Source organism: Modestobacter italicus, from assembly GCF_000306785.1.
GTDB lineage: Bacteria > Actinomycetota > Actinomycetes > Mycobacteriales > Geodermatophilaceae > Modestobacter > Modestobacter italicus.
Window position 1 is genome coordinate 3,684,465 of sequence record NC_017955.1, and the last position, 16,803, is coordinate 3,701,267.

Consider the following 16,803-nt stretch of genomic DNA (forward strand, 5'->3'; position numbering starts at 1 on the left):
ACGGGTCCTCACGCGTGCGCTGACGGGCCTACGTCGAACTCCGCGAGCAGTCGCCGCAAGATCGAGACCCGCCGCGCACCGAGCGACTTCTCCAACGCCATCAACGTCCGATAGCCAGCGATCGCGAACTCACGGCCCTGCTTCGTGAGGGTGACCAGCCGTCCGTTACGCCGCGCAGGATCGTCTCCCACTTCGAGGAGGCCCACGCGGCACAGCCCGTTGACCAACTCGTGTGTCGCCTGGCGCGAGTTGCCGAGCCGTCGGGCCAGCTCCGACGGCGACACGCCGTCCTCCTCCAGGTATGCGAACACCAACGACTGGGCGGGACTGAGTCGCGGCCAGCCCTGGTGCTCGAGCTCCTGGAGCAGCTGGGCGTCGAACCATCGGCTCGCCAGCAGCAGCAGGCGAGCCAGGGGCGGCTCCGGACCGAACGTCCCATCCGACACCTCTTCAGGCTAGTCACGGCCCCCAGGACGTCAGGGAGCCTGACGGTGAGATGATCACAACAATGCATTGCGCACGACCCACCGAACCCTTCACACTCCCTCAAGCGCCCTGCCCAGGATCCGGCCAGGCCTCAAGATGTCACGTAGGGGATGCAGTGGACGAGCCTGTCGACTTGGCGCTCACCGAGGACCATGAAGCCGAGCATCTACGAGGTGAACTGGCCATCGAGGCCGCCGGCATCGGCGCCTTCGACTGGGATCTCAGGAGCGGCGAGCTGGTCTGGGACGACCGGCTGATGGAGATGTTCGGTTACGAGCCGTCCTCGTTCGACCGCAGCATCGACGGCTTCAACGCCCGACTGCATCCTGATGACCTCGACCGGGTGACCAGGGCACTGCAGTTGGCGATCGACAACTGCGGTGACTTCGAGTCCCTGTACCGGGTCTGCCTGCCCAACGGAGGGACGCGCTGGATCTCTGCCCGTGGGCGAGCTCTGTGTGACCCGCACGGCAACGCCAGCCGTTTGCTGGGCGCGGCCTTCGACGTCACGAGCCAGCACGAGACCGACCTGAGCGTCGCCCGCGTGCTGGAGGCCATGCCGGCCGCCTTCTTCTCCCTCAATCGCCGCTTCGAGTTCACGTATCTGAACGCCCATGCCGAACGCCTGCTCCAAGCCAACCGGTACGACCTTCTCGGCCGGGTGATCTGGGATGCGTTTCCGTCCGCGGTCGACAGCCCCTTCGAGTCCTACTACCGGCATGCCATGACCTCGGAGAAGAACGTCTCCTTCGAGGCGCACTACCCCGAGCCGCTCAACGCCTGGTACGAGGTGTTGGCCTGGCCGAGCGCAGAGGGCCTGTCGGTCTACTTCCTCGACGTCACCACTCGCCGCCGAGAAGAGGAGCGGGCAGCCCGTACCGCGGCCCGGTTGGAACTACTCGCCGCCGTCGCCGATGAGCTCACCGGCACGATCCAGGCCGAGCCAGCGGTCGCCCGGCTGGCCCAGCTCGTCATACCGATCCTCGCCGACTGGTGCGTGGTCACCTTGGTCGACGATCAAGCACCTCCCGGCTCACGCGCCGCCATCCGCGATGTGAGTTCATGGCATCACGACCCTGCACTGCGCCCACTCGTCGAGTCCTATGTCGACGTCCGCATTCCAGCGCTGCGCGATGACGCCTTCCTGTTCCAGTCGTTCGCCTCCGGCCAACGGACCATGAGGGCCGACGGCGCGACCGCTGCGATCCAGGCTGTACTCCACCCCGGCGAGGCCCAGGCTCTGATCGGCCGGCTTGCTCCTGAGTCCTTCGCCGTCCTGCCGCTGCGCGGCCGGGACCGCACTGTTGGTCTGCTGACCCTGTTCAACTCGGCTGAGCGAGGAGCCATCTCCTCCGCCGATCTGACGACGGCCGCCGAGGTCGCCGGGCGGGCCGGTCTGGCGCTGGACAACGCTCGTCTCTACCGGCAGCAACGACAGGTGGCCGAAGCACTGCAGCGCAGTCTTCTCACCGCTCCCCCGGAACCCGACCATGCTGAGATCGTCGTCCGCTACCTCCCCGCAGCCGAGGCAGCCGCCGTGGGCGGCGACTGGTACGACGCCTTCATGCAGGTCGATGGCTCGACCGTCCTGGTGATCGGCGATGTCGCCGGCCATGACATCGCCGCGGCCGCGACCATGGGCCAGGTCCGCGGACTGCTGCGGGGCATCGCCACCAGCAACGACATCGGCCCTGCCGAGATGCTCACCCGTCTGGACAGCTCCATGGACCTGCTCCGGGTCAACACCCTCGTCACCGCAGCGGTCGCCCGCCTCGAGCAGGATCACGATCAGCGGCTCCGGGGTGTCACCCAACTGCGCTGGTCCAACGCGGGACACCCGCCGCCGCTGGTGCTGCAACCGGATGCCAGCGTCCTCGAATTGTCGACGCTACGAGCCGACCCGCTCCTCGGGGTGCTTCCGGGTGCCGACCGCTCCGAGTCGGTGGTCACGCTGGACCGCGGAGCCACCGTGTTGCTGTACACCGATGGCCTCATCGAGCGCCGCGATGCTGACCTCGACAAGGGGCTCGACCGGCTGAAGACGGCGTTGGCCGAATTGGCGCACGAACCCCTGCAGGACCTGTGCGACCAGTTGATCGAGCGACTCGTGGACGGCCGGCCGGATGACGACGTCGCCCTCGTCGCCATCCGCCTGCACCGACAGGACCGGCCGCGCCCCATCGAGGCCGGGCCTCGGGTGCTACCTCGACCCATCCCGGACGAGGCGCCTCCCGACGATTGATCCGGTCGCCGCCACCTTCAATGGTCGGCGTCGACAGGATCCTGGTGGCGGGGTCAGACCTGCAACTGCCGTTCGTCACCGGTGCGCCACTCGAGCATCACGACGCTGGCGTCGTCCTGCAGGTGATCCGCCTGGTGCTCCATGATGCGGCGCATCAACCGCCGCAGCGTCTCAGGTGCCGCGTCCCCCAACGCGTTGGCTCGGTGGATGAAATCAACGAGTCGCTCTTCACCGAAGAACTCGCCTTCCGGTGAACGAGCCTCCACGATGCCGTCGGTGTAGAGCACCACCCGGTCACCGACGTGCAGCTGCGTCTCGCAGACCTCGGCCTTTCGCGTCTGCAAGCCCAGCGGCGGATGGGGTCGGCAGGTGCCCGGGGACACCATCGCACCGTTGCGGATGATGAGCGGGTCGGGATGGCCTGCGTTGACCCATCGCAGCTGGCCGGTGTCCAGGTGCAGGCGTGCGATGGCAGCGGTGGCGAACCGGCTGTCGGTGAACTGAGAAGCGATGACCTCGTTCACCGCCCAGGCGACGTCCGGCAGATCCACCATGTTGCGTCGAGCATGCCGATAAGTGCCCACGGCGGCAGAAGCCAGCAAGGCGGCCGGCAACCCGTGACCCACGGCATCCAGGACCATCCAGTCGACCACCGGCCCGTTGACGGCATAGTCGAAGGAGTCCCCTCCGATGTCGTATGCCGGCTCCAGAGCTCCCGCGATGACCACCCGGTCAGAAGCAAAGGTCAACGGCGGCAGCAGCTCCCACTGGATCTCCGCAGCCAAGCTCAAGGTCTTGCGACGACGCAGCCGGGAGAAGATGTCGGTGTAGTTGTCGGTGACCACGAGCAGCTCCGCCGCCAGAGCGACCAACGCCCGCGCCGCGTTCTGAAAAGCAGGCGTCGCCTCGCCGACGACCAGCTCCATCACGCCCAGCCGGTCGACACCATCAAGTAGCGGCAGCCACATGCGCTGGCCACGGGCATTCGTCGCGACGGTGACCACTTCTACTCGCCGGAACGCACGTCCACCCAGCGATCCGTCGATGCTCAGTTCCTGACGGGCTGGCACACCTGCACCGCGCAACGGCTGTAGCAGGAGCTGCTCATAGTCAGCCAGGTAGATGACGGCTTCTCGGGCCCCGAGTTCTCGAGCCCGCGCGGACACCACGGCCGCCAACTGGTCTGGCGCCAGCAGGTGCACTTCGCGAAGCAGCGCTCGTATCGGTGTAGATGAGCTCGGCGGGGAGTCAGCTTCTGGGTCCACCAGGGCAACGATCTCGGACTGAACAGCAAGGACCTGACGCAGCCGGGACTCCAGCGAGCCGGCTTCCCTGCTCAGCTGCCGAGCCTCACCGGGCGAGTCTTGACCAGTACGGTCGGCCGCGTCGTACAGCGAATCGACGGCATCAACGAATTCGGAGGTGAGACGCGCGAGTTCCGGCAAGTCCATGAATCATGGGCTAGCCCAAGTATTTACATCGTAAACCGAATTGTCGACAAGCAACATGGTTCGCGGTCCAACTGTGCACGACATGACAGGGAGCCTGACGGCCTACGAGGGGCATGCCGCGTTCACCCTTCGACTGCGACGCGCCCAGTGTCCGTGCAGCCAGTGAGCTCACCGCGCCTAACAGCTGGTCAGCCGTCCTTCATCGTTGCGACCCGCCGATCGTGGGTGTGGACGGGAGCAACGGCCGACCAGCGCCTCAGCGACGAGCCGCGGCAACTGGAGCCCATCCATGAACCAGAGGACTTGGACGGGAGGGTTTACGCCGTAAGCTCAGGCCATGTCGGAGCAGGTCAGCACACTCGCTGCGGCCCTGCTCCGCGCCGAGAACCTGCAGATGGCGCTTCAGCACTGCCGCACGATAGGCATGGCCATGGGCATCCTCATTGAACGCCACAAAGTGACAGAAGATCAAGCCTTCGACCTACTGCGGGACGCCAGCAACCGGACCAACGTCAAGTTGTGGAAGATCGCCGACCAGCTGGTGCGCACCAGGGTGCTCACAGCCGACGTGCGACAGGCCGCCTCTCGGTCACCAGCTTTCGCGACGTCCGCACACGTCGAGCCTCGTCCGGCGCTCGACGGCCTTCGGGTATGCGAGGTGGCACCGGCCGGGATTGCCATCACCCATGGCGGCTGAACCGCACGAGCAGCCGGACGAGGGTCGCCCAACGCCCCTCGGCGACGTCATGAGCAGCGTGGCCCGGCAGCTGCAGGAGGAACACGGCGACGTCGAGGCGACCCTGCAGATCATCACCGCAGTGGCTGCGGCGACCGTCCCCGGCGTGGACGAGTGCGGCATCACCTACGTCGTCGGCCGCCAGCAGCTCGAACCCCGCGCGTGGACCAGCGAGCTGCCTCAGATGGCCGACGCGTTGCAGGACAGGCTGCGAGAGGGCCCGTGCCTCGACGCGGTGTGGGAGAACGCGGTCGTGCGCGTCGACGACCTCGAGACCGAGACCCGCTGGCCGCGGTTCACCCGCGAGGCTGGGGCGCTTGGTGTCGGCAGCATGCTGTGCTTCCAGCTGTTCGTGCAGGCCGACGTCCTGGGCGCGCTCAACCTCTACAGCCGGGGACCGAGCGCTTTCGACGACGAGTCGATGGACGTCGGCCTGATGTTCGCCGGCCACGCCGCCGTGGCCCTGGCCGGTGCCGAACACGAGGCCGACCTCCGCGGCGGAATGACCCACCGCGATCTGATCGGGCAGGCCAAGGGCATCCTGATGGAGCGGCACAGGCTGACCGCCGACCAGGCCTTCGGTGTCCTCGTACACACCTCGTCGGTCACCAACCGCAAAGTGCGCGACATCGCGGAGGAGCTCACCACTACAGGACTGCTGCCGCCGACGACCGGCTGACAGGCGCTCTCCGCGAGGCAGCTGGCGGGCAGGGAACCTGACAGCTCGACCCACTGCGAACAACTCGACGAAGCGACCAAGCGCGGGCCATGGAGTTCCCAGTCACTCTGGTCGTCCGTCACCGTTCGCGGTGACCGTGTGTGTTCCGTCGCCCCGGCCAGATCCAGGACATCGTCATCTCGGTCTAGCCACGGTCGAGGCGGCAGTGCGAGGTGCTCGACGGCACCCACGTCGCCGGTCCCGGCACGAGGTCACATCGTTCCTCGCCGATGACCGCCGTGGCCTGCCAGAACTCTCTGCACGTCCATCGACAACGGCTCTCCGTCCACCCACACCGTGTCGATGTCGGCGGGAGTCCCCAGTGCAAAGGCCCGCGCCACGGCGTCTTCAGGCCCGGCGGCTGTACGCAGCGCGATGTCCAGGGTGGTGCCCGGCCGCGGCCGGAGCCAGACCGCGTCGAATGGCTTGCCGACGCCCAGGTCACCCACCTCGTGGCCGAGTCCGAGGGCGTCGGCACCGGCAGTGGTCGCGAGGTGCAGCAGATGGGCTGGGGTGAGGCAGTACCCAGCCTCCCCCAGCAGCTGCTGAAGGAAGTAGGCCTGCAGTCCCTCCTTGAGCAGCGAGAACCCGGTGCCGGCCCCGACGTCGGAGCCCAGCGCCACCCACACCCCGGCGGTCACGTGCCGGGCGAGGGAGTAGATCCCGCTGCCCAGCGCGGCGTTGCTGGTCGGGCAGTGCGCGATGCTGGTGCCCCGGCTGCGCAGCAGGGCCAGCTCGTCGTCCGTCGGGTGCACGTTGTGGGCCAGCACGCTGCTCCGGCCGAGCAGCCCATGACGGTCGTAAGTGTCGACGTAGCCGCTGCCCGCGAACAGCTGCGCGACAGCTGAGCCGACAGTCCGTCTGAGCTCGCCATCCCGAACATGCGAGCGTCGGCCGGGATGACCAGCGGTTCAGGATGCTCCTTCCGTCGCCTTCGTCTTGGGGGCCATCGCGATCACGTCAGGGCCGCCTTTCCCCGGGCACGGTGCTGGTCTTCCTGCGAGGACCCCAGCCAGATGCACGGGGTCAACCGAACGTGAGGCAATCCAGATTAGGACGTGAGCGTCTCGGTAGGGGACCATGCGGACGGGTCGGACGTCGGCACCGTCAAGAAGAGACACGGTGCCTGTGCCGACGGCACGGCCCGGGAGTTCCGATGGCGGAAACGCCGAGCCTGCAGCTGGCCAACGCCGCCTCCTCGACCAGCTCCCTCGCCGAGCGCGCGCAGGAGATGCTGGAGGCGCTTCGGCACCTCGTGCCCTTCGACGCCGCGTGGCTGGCCCTCGCTGATCCGATGAGCAGCAGCTACAGCTCCCTGGCCAGTCGCGACCTCGACGAGGGCGTACTGCGGTACTTCAGTGGGCCGAAGATGGCGCATGACATCGAACTGACTCATACCAACCGTGCCCGCCCTCCGCTGAGCCCCTCCGATCTGCCCTACCCAGCCAGTGAACTGCGGACGTGGGCGGAATGCCTCATCCCCGCCGGCTTCCACGAGGCACTGGCTGTCGCCCTGTTCACCAGGGAGCAGCACCATGTCGGGTTCCTCGCGCTCCTGTCCGACAGCGCGGAGCCACCGCCCTTAGGCATGCGGCGTCGCTTGCACAGAGTCACCTCCGTCCTGGCGCGCGGAGCCGACCCGATGCGCTCGCTGGCCACGACAGCGCGAGTGGTGAAGGGCGCGACCGCCGGGGCGGTCCTCTGTTCCGATCGTGGCACCCGGCCCCTGCCCGGCCTCCACAGCGACACCCTTTTCGCCGATGGATCGCCGGTCGTGGCGATCGCCTGCTCGTGCATCGACGACGGCCAGATCTTCGCGTCGTTCTTGTGGCCCCGCGGAGGCCGCTACGCCCCGGACGGGCACGTGCGCGTGACCATCCTGGCCAACGGGGAGCAGCCGTCGGCAGGCCTGCTCGGGACGGTCGTCATCTCCCCTGCGACCCATCTCCGCGGGTTGACGTCACGGGAGCTGGAGGTCCTCGGGTTGCTGGTCGACGGGTGTTCCAACCAGCAGATCGCCCAAGCGCTGGTCGTGGCGCCACGAACCGTGGCAACGCACCTCGAGCACATCCTCGCCAAGCTCGAAGCTCCCACGCGGACGCTTGCCGCGGTGCGGGCCGAGCGGGAGGGCCTCTACACCCCACCGTCGCCTCTCTACCGGGCAAGGATCACGCTGCCCTCGAGAACGTGAGCAGAGTGCGCTTCCCGGGCGATCCCGGGACGTCTGGCACACCGTGCGCGTCCCGATGCCGGACCGACCTCGTCGAGTCATCACAGCCATCGATGTCCTCCTGGTGACGACTGGTCGCTCTTCTCCGCGTTCCGCGCCCCATCGATGTGAAGCAGCCGTTGGCGCGGCGTGGACAGCCCCTGCCTTCGCGGATACGACGCCGGATGGCCCGGCTCCGCCGGGGGCATCAACCAGGGGTCCCGCTCTTTCGTCACCTGAACATGTGCCTCGCTGCTTCGAGCCAGAGTGCCTGCTCGGTCAACCAGTCGGCATGCGTTCCGACAGGACGATGGCAACCTCGGTGCGCCAGCTGCCGTCGCCGGCCAAGCCGCGCGTGAAGCGACTTCGTCGGCGGTCCGCTCCGTGACCGCTGCCGTCGATCCGGGACGGTCACACGTTGCGGCGGCCATCGGTCAGCTCCGCCGCCGCGCCGTCGGCCATGAACGAGATGTAGACCCTGTGGTGACCTGGCCACGTGGAGTCGGCGGCGGCCGCGTCACCGTGGCTGGATCTCACCCATCGGGCCCCACCCGTTGATGTCCGGGGAATCCGTGTAGATGATCTGCGGCTGCTTCTCGACGAGCTCGGATGCCCGGTCGACGAATTCCTGGAAGTGAGCCGTGCCCACGTGAGATGCGCCAGCTGCAGCATCCCGGAAGCCCTCGACGCAGACGAACGTGCCAGGTTCCTGCAGGCTCCGGGACCATTCGAAGAACAGACTTCCTTCCTCTACCTGTACCGCACCAGCGTAGTTCCCGGCGACCCTCATCCATTCATCTATACGGTCGGGCTGGATGGGGAATTTGACGACGATCAGGATCATGTTGCTCCTCCTTTGAGGCCGAATACGTTCAATCGCCTTGGGTCAGCCGCCCGCAGCGTGGAAACACCTACGTGCGTACCGGTGTGGCCGTCGGTTCCTGCAACGGAGTCGGCGATGTCTCGGGCGTCCGTACGGTCCATGGTGGCGCGTCCGCACAGAACCACAGGACCACCGTGGGCAGCGATCCCGGGAATGCGAATGCCGACAACGGCGAGTGCAGACCGGATGATGGATGGTCGCTGGTGCTGCGCCGTACCGTCTTCGCCAACCCAGCGCCCAGGCTGCGCGGAGCGAAGACGGTACGGCGTCGTGATCGGCGGTCGTCAGGGGGAAGGAACGAGGATTCCGCGCCCGACCAGCCGTCCGGACTCGAGGTCATGAATGGCGTCGAGTACAGCATCAAGCGGATAGCTGGTGGTGTGCAGCGCGACCCGACCCGCCGACGTGAGGGTCATGAGCTCGACCAGGTCGTTGTAGGTGCCGACCAAGTTGCCCACCAGGCTGATCTCCCGCGAGATGAGCTCGATGGTCGGCACCTGCACCTCCCCGCCGTAGCCGATGGCGTAGTAGCTGCCGCGATTGCGCAGCATGGCGATCCCCTCAGCCGGGGTGCCGTGCTCACCCACGAAGTCCAACACGACGTGCGCGCCCGACTCGGTGATCTCCCGGACCTGGTCGACCATTGATCCCGCCCCGTCGGTTGGGTCGATGGTGTGATGGGCGCCGATCTTGGCAGCGAGTTCCAACGCCTGTGCTGATCGATCCACCACGGTGATCGTCGCGGACGTGATGGCGGCGAGGACCTGCACGCCGATGTGGCCCAGGCCACCGGCACCGATGACGACCGCATGCGTGCCCGGCGTCAACAGTGGTTGAGCCTTTCGTACGGCGTGGTAGGCCGTGAGCCCCGCATCAGCCAGCGCCGCGACCTCCACCGGTTGCAGGTTGGGGCTCAGCTTCACGACGGATCGAGCGTTGGTCAGGAGCAGGTCGGCCATCCCCCCGTCGGCGTTGAGCCCAGGAAAGGCCGCGTTCGAGCAGTGTGAGTCGTCGCCTGTTCGACAGGCCGCGCACAGCCCACAAGTGACCAGTGGATGCAGGATGACTGCGTCGCCAGGCGTCACGGTGTGAACGGCGCTGCCCACCTCACGTACCCAGCCGGCATTCTCGTGGCCGAGCGTGTAGGGAAGTGTTGGGTTCTGGATCGCCGCCCATTGACCCTCGATGACGTGCAGATCGGTGCGACACAGGCCTGCTGCTCCGACCTCCACGAGCACATCGAAGGGTCCGACGACACGAGGCTCTTCCACCTCGTCGATCGACGGCGGCCGACCATATGAGTGGACGCGTGCGGCCTTCACGATTTCCTCTTCTCGATGATGGTTCGTGGCCGCTCGGTCACCGAATGCGCCGTTGATCGACCTCGAATTTCAGGTGTGGACATCGAAGTCCTAAGGTGTCGCCGACTAGGCCTGAGCCTCGGACGATGCACGCATGGTGCGGCCCAGCCGAAGCAACGAATGGAGGGAGACAAGTGCCCAGACGCCCTCGAGGAGGAGGAAGCCCCACTGATGGTCAACAGCGGCCAGGACGGCGAGTGTGCTCGAACCCAGTGCGTTGAAGGTGACGTATACGACGTTGTCCGGCCGGAGTCGCTCCATCTGGACGAGGATGAAAGGAATCAGGACGCACAACGAGCCGATGATCTGAATGGCCTGCCCCATCAGCAGTCCACACTCGGGACGGCGACGCGGGCGACGGCGATGGTGCTCCCTGGCAGGAAATGCGTGATCACCATCAGACCGGCCGGACCGGTTCGTCCGTCTCGGGATCTACGACCGCTGCGGTCGGTGGGCTCCCGATCCAGCGAATGGCCTTGATCGGGCAGCGGTCGATCGCCTTGGTGACAGTCGCCAGATGTTCGCCGTCGGCATCGATCTGCACGGCTTGGACGAAACCCCAGTCGTCGAACGTGAAGTGCTTGGGAGCCACCTCCACACACAAGGCGTACCCCTGGCATCGGGTCGGGTCCACGCGAGCTCTCATCTCGCGCCCTCCAGGCTGTGCAGGGACATGGCGACGCTGCGGTCGGGAGCAGGAGTGCCAGGCATCGTCACGGTGAACCGCTCCCAGCGACGTCCGTCGACGGCATGGGCGCACTGGGGGCAGCCGACGGCGATGTGCCGAGAGACCTCCCGGGGGTAGTACCGCAGCAGGGTCCGTAGCAGCAGGGCAACTCCGTCCGGGACCGCACAAGCGCCACGTCCGCGGAGCTGGGTGCTCCATCGCGCGAGGTGACGCTCGTACCCCTTCTCTCGTGCCGATGTCCCCAGTGATGCCAAGACGCTGGCAATCGTGTCGGTGGATGACATGCACGTTCTGCACTGCTTGGCGTTCGACGCGGAGTAGAACGAGGCAATGTCCGCCGCGGCCTTGACGGGACACTCGTCAGGAGCCAGCAGGTGCAGTGCCCCACAGCCCAGCGAACTCCCGCGGCTGTGTACGGCATCGAAGTTGAGCCGGAGGCTGGGCCAGGCCGGCACGATGCCGCCGAAGAAGCCGCCCATGATCACATTCGGTCGCGAGGATCGCTCTCCGGTCATCTCGCGGACGAGGTCGCCGAGCGGCAGGCCGTCCGGGACCTCGAGCAGCCGAGGAGCGATGCCCATGCCTGAGACGGTGACGAGGAGATCGTGCTGCACCGGCGTGGCGCCAGCCCGGACGGAACGGGCAAGCCGGGCCACCGTCTCCACGTTGATGACCAGCGTCGGGACGCCGTCGACACCGATTTGATACGGGCGCGGAGGCTTGTCGGTGGGTCGGGCGACTCCGGTCTGGATCGATCGGACCACTGCGGACTCCTCACCAGCCACATAGGTGTCCTGAGCCGCGAAGATCCGCAGCTGCGGGCCTCCCTCACGATGGGCGTCCAGTTCCTCGACTGCTGCCGTCATGCTCGCCCGGGCGAGCGGGTCGGCGACGTAGACGAACGCCACGTCTGCGTCGACGGCGGCGGCGGCGAGCAGCAGCCCGTCTAGCACCGCATGGGGCCGGAAGCGCATCAGGTACCGGTCCTTGTAGCTGAGCGGCTCACCCTCGGCCCCGTTGGCCACGACTCGGGTGACTGATCCACCCGCTGCCGCCGACGCGACAGCTCGCAATTTGGTCATTGTGGGAAACGCGGCACCCCCTCGTCCGCGGAGGGTGCTCACGCCGGTGGCGTTCTCCAGTGCGGCCAGCACGTGGGGGCCGTGGTCGTCGGTCAGGGTCCGTTGGTAACCACCGGTCTCCACGTAATCCTGCAAGGACTGCGGCTCCGCCGGCGAGGAGCCGAGAAGCCCGTCGGCGGATCCCCATGCCCTGACGTTGTCCGGGATGAGAAGGGACGGCGAGACGGTTGGCGATGTCACTTGACCTCCGCCTCCGATCGCACAGGGGCCGTCGCCTCGAGGGGAGGAGGGGCCGCCGGCCCGGGGATCACGGCGGATCCCACCCGTTCCGCTGAGCGGGCCGGGAGTACGCGGTCGGGCATGAGGAGCAGGAAGGCGCCGTAGATGAGGAAGGACAACGCAGAAGAAACGATGAAGCTGAGGTCGACACCGCCTGCGATGTTGCGAAGTGGGCCTTCCAAGACCGGCGGCGTGTTGGCCAGCAACATGCCGACGAGCACCGGGGGCAGCCAGGCAGTCAGCGCGTAGAAGTTCCAGCCGCCGTTGTACCAGTACGCCCCGCCGGTTCGACGGGCGTTGAAGACCTGGAGATCCTCGGGTGTGTAGCGACCTCGGACGGCCAGGTGTCCCATGATGATGATGACCAGCCAGGGCGCGGTCACCACGTTCAACAGGGTGATGAAGGCGGACACCAGGTCAATTGCGTTCCACACCAGCGCCCCCAGGTAGACGAGCGCGAGGCTGACGATGCTGATGAACAGAGTCGCGTTGACCCGTTTCAGCTTGATGATCAGCGACGACGTGTCCAGGCCTGAGCCGTACAGCGCGATCGCTCCCTGGCCACAGCCGCCGAGGAGCCCGACGATGATCAGCGGGATCGCGAACCAGGTCGGTAGGCCAGCGACCATGCCGAAGACGAAGTCCCCTGTCGGGTCGGCGAACATCGTCGTGAAGTAGGCGGCGGCCATCATGCCGAACCAGCATCCGGCGAACACCCCGGCACTCGCGGTCCAGGCGCCGCGGCGCGCGGCCCCCACCGGCAGATACCGGGCGTAGTCATTGGCGAAGGGGCCGTAGGAGAGCGGCAGCCCCGCAGCCGTGACGGCAGAGAGGATCCACGTCGGCCAGAAGCCGCCTAGCAGATAGTCCCCTCCCGCGAAGCCGGCGTCGAAGTCAGGGAGTTTGATCAGCACGCCGATGAGGAGCAGCACGCCGAGCAGTGGTGCGAGGACCTTCTGTGCGACAACGACGGTTGCGTGCCCGACGAGCGCGACCATGACCGTGATGGCACCGATCACGGCGAAGGCGATCGCGAGCTCGAAGTTGCCCTCCGGCATGCCGAACAGTCGGTGCCCTCCGGCCACGACGGCCTGGCCGCCGGTCCACACCGCCAGGGCGTAGAAGCCGATGGCGATGAACAGGACCACCACCGATCCGACGACTCGACCGACGACGCCGAAGAAAGCCCCGCTGCTGACCGCACTGTTGGTGCCGGTACGCGGGCCGACGGCAGCTACCGGGCCGAACAACAGCGTGCCGACGGCCGTCCCGATGGAGATCGCCGAGAATGCGGCCCACCAGCCCAGGCCGAACACGATCGGAAGGCTCCCGAGGACGATGATGCCGAAGCACATCTGCGCGCCGAAGAAGACGATGCCGGTCTCCTTGGGCGTCGAGTTGCGTTCCCCTGGAGGGATGTAGTCCACCCCTCGAGTCTCGACACGTCCGACTTCGTCGAGAGCCGCCCGGGCCGGGACCGAGGCAGATGCCGCGGTCACGGGTCAGTCCCGAACGGTGAAGCGGCCGGTGCCCTCGATGAAGGCCAGCCCCTTGACGGGAACTCCCGAGTTGAGGGGGATCTCCGGGTCCTGCGCACAGAACTCCAGGTCAACGGCGATCTCGCCGGCGACACCCTTCCAACGGCCGGTGCCGTCATCGAAGGTGAACTGGCCCTTGTCCTTGCCGTCGACCATGAACCAGTCGACGTGACCCAGCAGCAGGTCACCTGAACGAGGGTCCTCGAGCCGCACGACGCCGTGGCCACGGGGTGTCGAGCCGTCCACGTCCACCTCGTCCATGCCGATGAACACGGACCTGAAGAAGGTGGGTCCCGCGTTCCCGGACAGGACGAGCTTGGTCATGAGGTCCGCCTCGAAGGTGACCGTTGTCATCTCTCCGCGCAAGGGCAGCGCGCGGCCCCACTGGGCGATACCGCCGGACGTCATCGTGACCTCGTGGTCTGTCATGGCATGCCTTTCGTCTGTGTGTGGCGAGTCGTCTTGCGGACGTATCGGTGTGCTGTCGGGCGCACGCGGGAGAGCGACTACACGCGATGAGCGGAAGCCGCGGGGTGGTCGGACCCTGGATCAGGGACCGAGATGAGCGCCTTGGACCTCGCCGGCTGGATCGGGCGGCGAGGGCAGTCCTCAGCGGCTCGTCGTCGAACCCGCCTCGGAGAGGCGGGAGGCCAGGTACTTCTGCAACTGCCAGATGGCCTGCTCGTGACGGTGCAGGACACCACCTGATGCATTCGCCGATCGCGTGGTCGACTGCACGAACTCGTTGATGCTGGCGTCTTCGCCCTGGAAGGTGCGGAAGAAGTCGGCTGCCTCTTGGACGCCGTCCTCACGACCCTCGAGGTCGAAGTGCTCCTGCGGGACCAACAAGGCGACCTCGAGCCGGTGGGTCTCTGGACCCGTGGGGATCGCCTTGAACCAGAAGGTGATGTCTGGGGAAGGAACGATCATGAACATGGGGAACTTGACCATCAGCAGAGACTGCGAGCGCTGGTACGGGGACAGGTCGCGCTGCGGCGGAAGCCAGCTCGGCTGCAGCAGGTGCCCGTCTTCTTCTCCTGCCGCGGTCTCGGCTCCAGCCTTCATGCGGGAGAAGAACCAGTCGTCGCCCTGCTCGTCGCCGAGCTCGACGGTCCCGATGGGCCACAGTGGCTGCAGTGTCTCCTTGTGGATCCCGATGTGGTGATAGCACTCGGCGTAGTTCTCGACCATGATCTTCCAGTTGACCTTGGTCTCCCCCCAGTCGACGACGGTCGCGATCCGCCAGTTGGCGAGGTCGTACTTGTCGAGCACTCGCTCGAGTCCGGACATCTCCAGGGGCTCCGCCAGCCCGTCGAGGTTGACGAAGATGAAACCCTGCCAGATCTGCTGGTGGATGGGCCGCAGACCATAGGCAGCCTGATCGAAGCCGGGGCGGTCGAGCATCTCGGGAGCGTTCATGAGCGAACCGTCGAGCCGGTAGGTCCACGAGTGGTAAGGGCACTCGAACCACTCCGCGCAGCCACGCTCCTTCTGGCTGTCTTCCGTCTTGCCGCCGAGCAGATCCACGTACCGGTGACGACAGACCCGAGAGAAGACACGGATCTCTTCGTCCTCTCCGCGGACGACCATCATCGGCTCGGCGGCGAGGTCGACAGCGAGGTAGTCACCTGCTGCTGGCACTTGCTCGACCCGTGCGATGCAGACCCAGTCACCTCGGAAGATGCGCTCCAGTTCCAGCTCGTACAAACCGGGATCCCAGTAAGCCTGGGCCGGGAGTGGGATCGCCTCTGGCAGCGGAAGCTCTGCCTGGCGGGCGATCCGCTGCACCAGGTCGTTCACCGTCTGCACCGCGCGCTCTCTCATTCGGACTGACCAGCCTCTCTGAGGGATGTGGTCGGACGGCGACGCCGCCGGCGTGATGGGCGTCACGGACCATATATCCATAGGTCATCGAAAAACCAGAGACCGAAACAAGATCTTTTCAAGCATGTTGCGACGTGGTCCCACCCTCCCGACAGAGGTCCGGCGCCCACACGTCGGCCAGCGAGGTCTGCACCGCCAAGGGCTGACCGCGGCTTCGCCTGCAGTGCCAGCCGATACAGTCGCGTTGGACCGTCAGGAGGTGCATGTGCAAGGGACACCGCGAGACACGGGGCGCGGCAAGCGACGGCCCGGCCGTCCCCGCCACGACGGGTCGGTCGCCCAGGGGTCCGCCAGGGACACCATCATCCGTGTCGCCACTGCGCTGTTCGCGGAGCGTGGCTACGCATCGACGACGATCACAGAGATCGCGAGCGCAGCCGGACTGCAACAATCATCCTTCTACTACTACTTCCGCAGCAAGGAAGAGATCCTCCACGCGACCCTTGCGTTGAATCGGCAGGCGCTGGCCTTCGCTGACGACCTCGCTGAGCGACCGGAATCAGCTGCGGTCAGACTCTACGAACTGTTGCGATACGACACGCTCCAGCTCTGCATCTCACCATTCGACTTCAACGAGATCGAACGCCTGGCCGAAGCCCAACCAGCCGATTTCGTAGATTTCTGGCGTGATTATCAGAAGTTGCACGAGCACGTGCAGGCCTTGATCAACGCCGGCATCCAGTTGGGTGATTTCAACCCGTGCGACGCTGAACTCGCCGCCACGGCCGCACTGTGCCTGAACGAGGGGGTTCAAAAACGGTATCGCAGCAAGAATGCGCACGATCCCGATTCGCTCTCGCCATTCAGCATCAAGAAGCGCACGGCAGAGGAATACGCGGACACAAGTGCAAAGACGACTCTGGCAGCTCTCGTGGTCAGCCCCGCCACGCTGTCGCTTGTGAGGGAACAGGTCATGCGAACCTCGCAGGCGTAGCTCAGCCGCGCCTCGAGTCGCAGCGACAAGTCGCCCTGTTCGGGACGCTGGGCCACGACCAGTCGCGATCCCTGTCGGCGTCCAGTGCCGATGCCTCGACAAGGCGGGAGCTGACCATCCGCGTCGCGGACACCTACCGGCCGAAGGGCAACTGTCGCCCGGCGACCCGTCACCTTCGACGACATCCCCGAGCCGCCGCGCGCCGATCTCGCCGTCGACCCGGCGACCGGACTGCTCCTTCGGGGCGAGGCGGCAACGCCGTCCAGCCTCATGGTCACCCTCGCCCTCCTCGAGGGCCTGACCGGGCACGGC

General features: G+C 66.6%; 16 protein-coding genes. 5 read left to right on the plus strand and 11 right to left on the minus strand.

From position 1 onward, the window contains the following. Positions 1 to 8: 8 nt before the first annotated feature. Positions 9 to 446: a MarR family winged helix-turn-helix transcriptional regulator gene (locus tag MODMU_RS17600; protein ID WP_014741680.1), complete on the minus strand. Its 438-nt coding sequence runs from the start codon at positions 444 to 446 to the stop codon at positions 9 to 11. A 173-nt stretch (positions 447 to 619) separates the two neighbouring features. On the opposite strand from MODMU_RS17600, the gene MODMU_RS17605 reads away from it, so the two are divergent. Beyond that, positions 620 to 2,728 carry a SpoIIE family protein phosphatase gene (locus MODMU_RS17605; RefSeq protein ID WP_231851662.1) on the plus strand — a complete coding sequence of 703 codons (2,109 nt, stop codon included), beginning with the start codon at positions 620 to 622 and terminating at the stop codon, positions 2,726 to 2,728. A gap of 53 nt (positions 2,729 to 2,781) precedes the next feature. Here MODMU_RS17605 and MODMU_RS17610 read toward each other — a convergent pair whose 3' ends face one another. Continuing rightward, on the minus strand, positions 2,782 to 4,179 hold the full coding sequence (locus tag MODMU_RS17610; RefSeq protein ID WP_083869836.1) for a PP2C family protein-serine/threonine phosphatase: 1,398 nt from the start codon (positions 4,177 to 4,179) through the stop codon (positions 2,782 to 2,784). A gap of 337 nt (positions 4,180 to 4,516) precedes the next feature. Between MODMU_RS17610 and MODMU_RS27185 the strand changes: the two genes are divergently transcribed. Together MODMU_RS27185 and MODMU_RS17620 are read left to right on the plus strand one after the other, a co-directional pair. Beyond that, positions 4,517 to 4,876: an ANTAR domain-containing protein gene (locus tag MODMU_RS27185; protein WP_014741683.1), complete on the plus strand. Its 360-nt coding sequence runs from the start codon at positions 4,517 to 4,519 to the stop codon at positions 4,874 to 4,876. 49 nt (positions 4,877 to 4,925) lie between these two features. After that, a complete protein-coding gene (locus MODMU_RS17620) occupies positions 4,926 to 5,594 on the plus strand; it encodes a GAF and ANTAR domain-containing protein (RefSeq protein WP_231851663.1) in 669 nt (222 codons plus the stop codon). A gap of 251 nt (positions 5,595 to 5,845) precedes the next feature. Here MODMU_RS17620 and MODMU_RS17625 read toward each other — a convergent pair whose 3' ends face one another. Beyond that, entirely contained in the window at positions 5,846 to 6,466 is a 621-nt protein-coding gene (locus MODMU_RS17625; RefSeq protein WP_083869838.1) for an amidohydrolase family protein, read from the minus strand. A 323-nt stretch (positions 6,467 to 6,789) separates the two neighbouring features. On the opposite strand from MODMU_RS17625, the gene MODMU_RS17630 reads away from it, so the two are divergent. Next, on the plus strand, positions 6,790 to 7,824 hold the full coding sequence (locus MODMU_RS17630; RefSeq protein ID WP_014741686.1) for a response regulator transcription factor: 1,035 nt from the start codon (positions 6,790 to 6,792) through the stop codon (positions 7,822 to 7,824). Positions 7,825 to 8,359: 535 nt separating this feature from the next. Here MODMU_RS17630 and MODMU_RS17635 read toward each other — a convergent pair. The 8 genes from MODMU_RS17635 to MODMU_RS17670 form a co-directional block, all read right to left on the minus strand. Beyond that, the gene (locus MODMU_RS17635) at positions 8,360 to 8,686 is read right to left on the minus strand and encodes a putative quinol monooxygenase (RefSeq protein ID WP_014741687.1); all 327 of its coding nucleotides are present in this window, start codon (positions 8,684 to 8,686) and stop codon (positions 8,360 to 8,362) included. A 323-nt stretch (positions 8,687 to 9,009) separates the two neighbouring features. Then, positions 9,010 to 10,047, minus strand: a complete 1,038-nt coding sequence (locus MODMU_RS17640; RefSeq protein WP_014741688.1) for an NAD(P)-dependent alcohol dehydrogenase — start codon at positions 10,045 to 10,047, stop codon at positions 9,010 to 9,012. Between the two features lie 105 nt (positions 10,048 to 10,152). Continuing rightward, a complete protein-coding gene (locus MODMU_RS17645; RefSeq protein WP_014741689.1) occupies positions 10,153 to 10,410 on the minus strand; it encodes a CBU_0592 family membrane protein in 258 nt (85 codons plus the stop codon). Between the two features lie 73 nt (positions 10,411 to 10,483). Further along, on the minus strand, positions 10,484 to 10,732 hold the full coding sequence (locus tag MODMU_RS28615; RefSeq protein WP_014741690.1) for a ferredoxin: 249 nt from the start codon (positions 10,730 to 10,732) through the stop codon (positions 10,484 to 10,486). Beyond that, positions 10,729 to 12,096 carry an NADH-ubiquinone oxidoreductase-F iron-sulfur binding region domain-containing protein gene (locus MODMU_RS17655; protein WP_014741691.1) on the minus strand — a complete coding sequence of 456 codons (1,368 nt, stop codon included), beginning with the start codon at positions 12,094 to 12,096 and terminating at the stop codon, positions 10,729 to 10,731. The genes MODMU_RS28615 and MODMU_RS17655 overlap by 4 nt, the downstream gene beginning before the upstream one ends. Further along, positions 12,093 to 13,562: a purine-cytosine permease family protein gene (locus MODMU_RS17660; protein ID WP_197537343.1), complete on the minus strand. Its 1,470-nt coding sequence runs from the start codon at positions 13,560 to 13,562 to the stop codon at positions 12,093 to 12,095. The genes MODMU_RS17655 and MODMU_RS17660 overlap by 4 nt, the downstream gene beginning before the upstream one ends. Before the next feature lie 75 nt (positions 13,563 to 13,637). Continuing rightward, positions 13,638 to 14,102 carry a hypothetical protein gene (locus MODMU_RS17665; protein WP_014741693.1) on the minus strand — a complete coding sequence of 155 codons (465 nt, stop codon included), beginning with the start codon at positions 14,100 to 14,102 and terminating at the stop codon, positions 13,638 to 13,640. A gap of 180 nt (positions 14,103 to 14,282) precedes the next feature. After that, complete coding sequence (locus MODMU_RS17670; RefSeq protein WP_197537344.1) at positions 14,283 to 15,473, minus strand: aromatic ring-hydroxylating oxygenase subunit alpha; 1,191 nt, start codon at positions 15,471 to 15,473, stop codon at positions 14,283 to 14,285. Positions 15,474 to 15,741: 268 nt separating this feature from the next. Here MODMU_RS17670 and MODMU_RS27190 point away from each other — a divergent pair, with 268 nt between their 5' ends. Continuing rightward, the gene (locus MODMU_RS27190; protein ID WP_166503529.1) at positions 15,742 to 16,491 is read left to right on the plus strand and encodes a TetR/AcrR family transcriptional regulator; all 750 of its coding nucleotides are present in this window, start codon (positions 15,742 to 15,744) and stop codon (positions 16,489 to 16,491) included. The last annotated feature ends 312 nt before the right edge of the window (positions 16,492 to 16,803 follow it).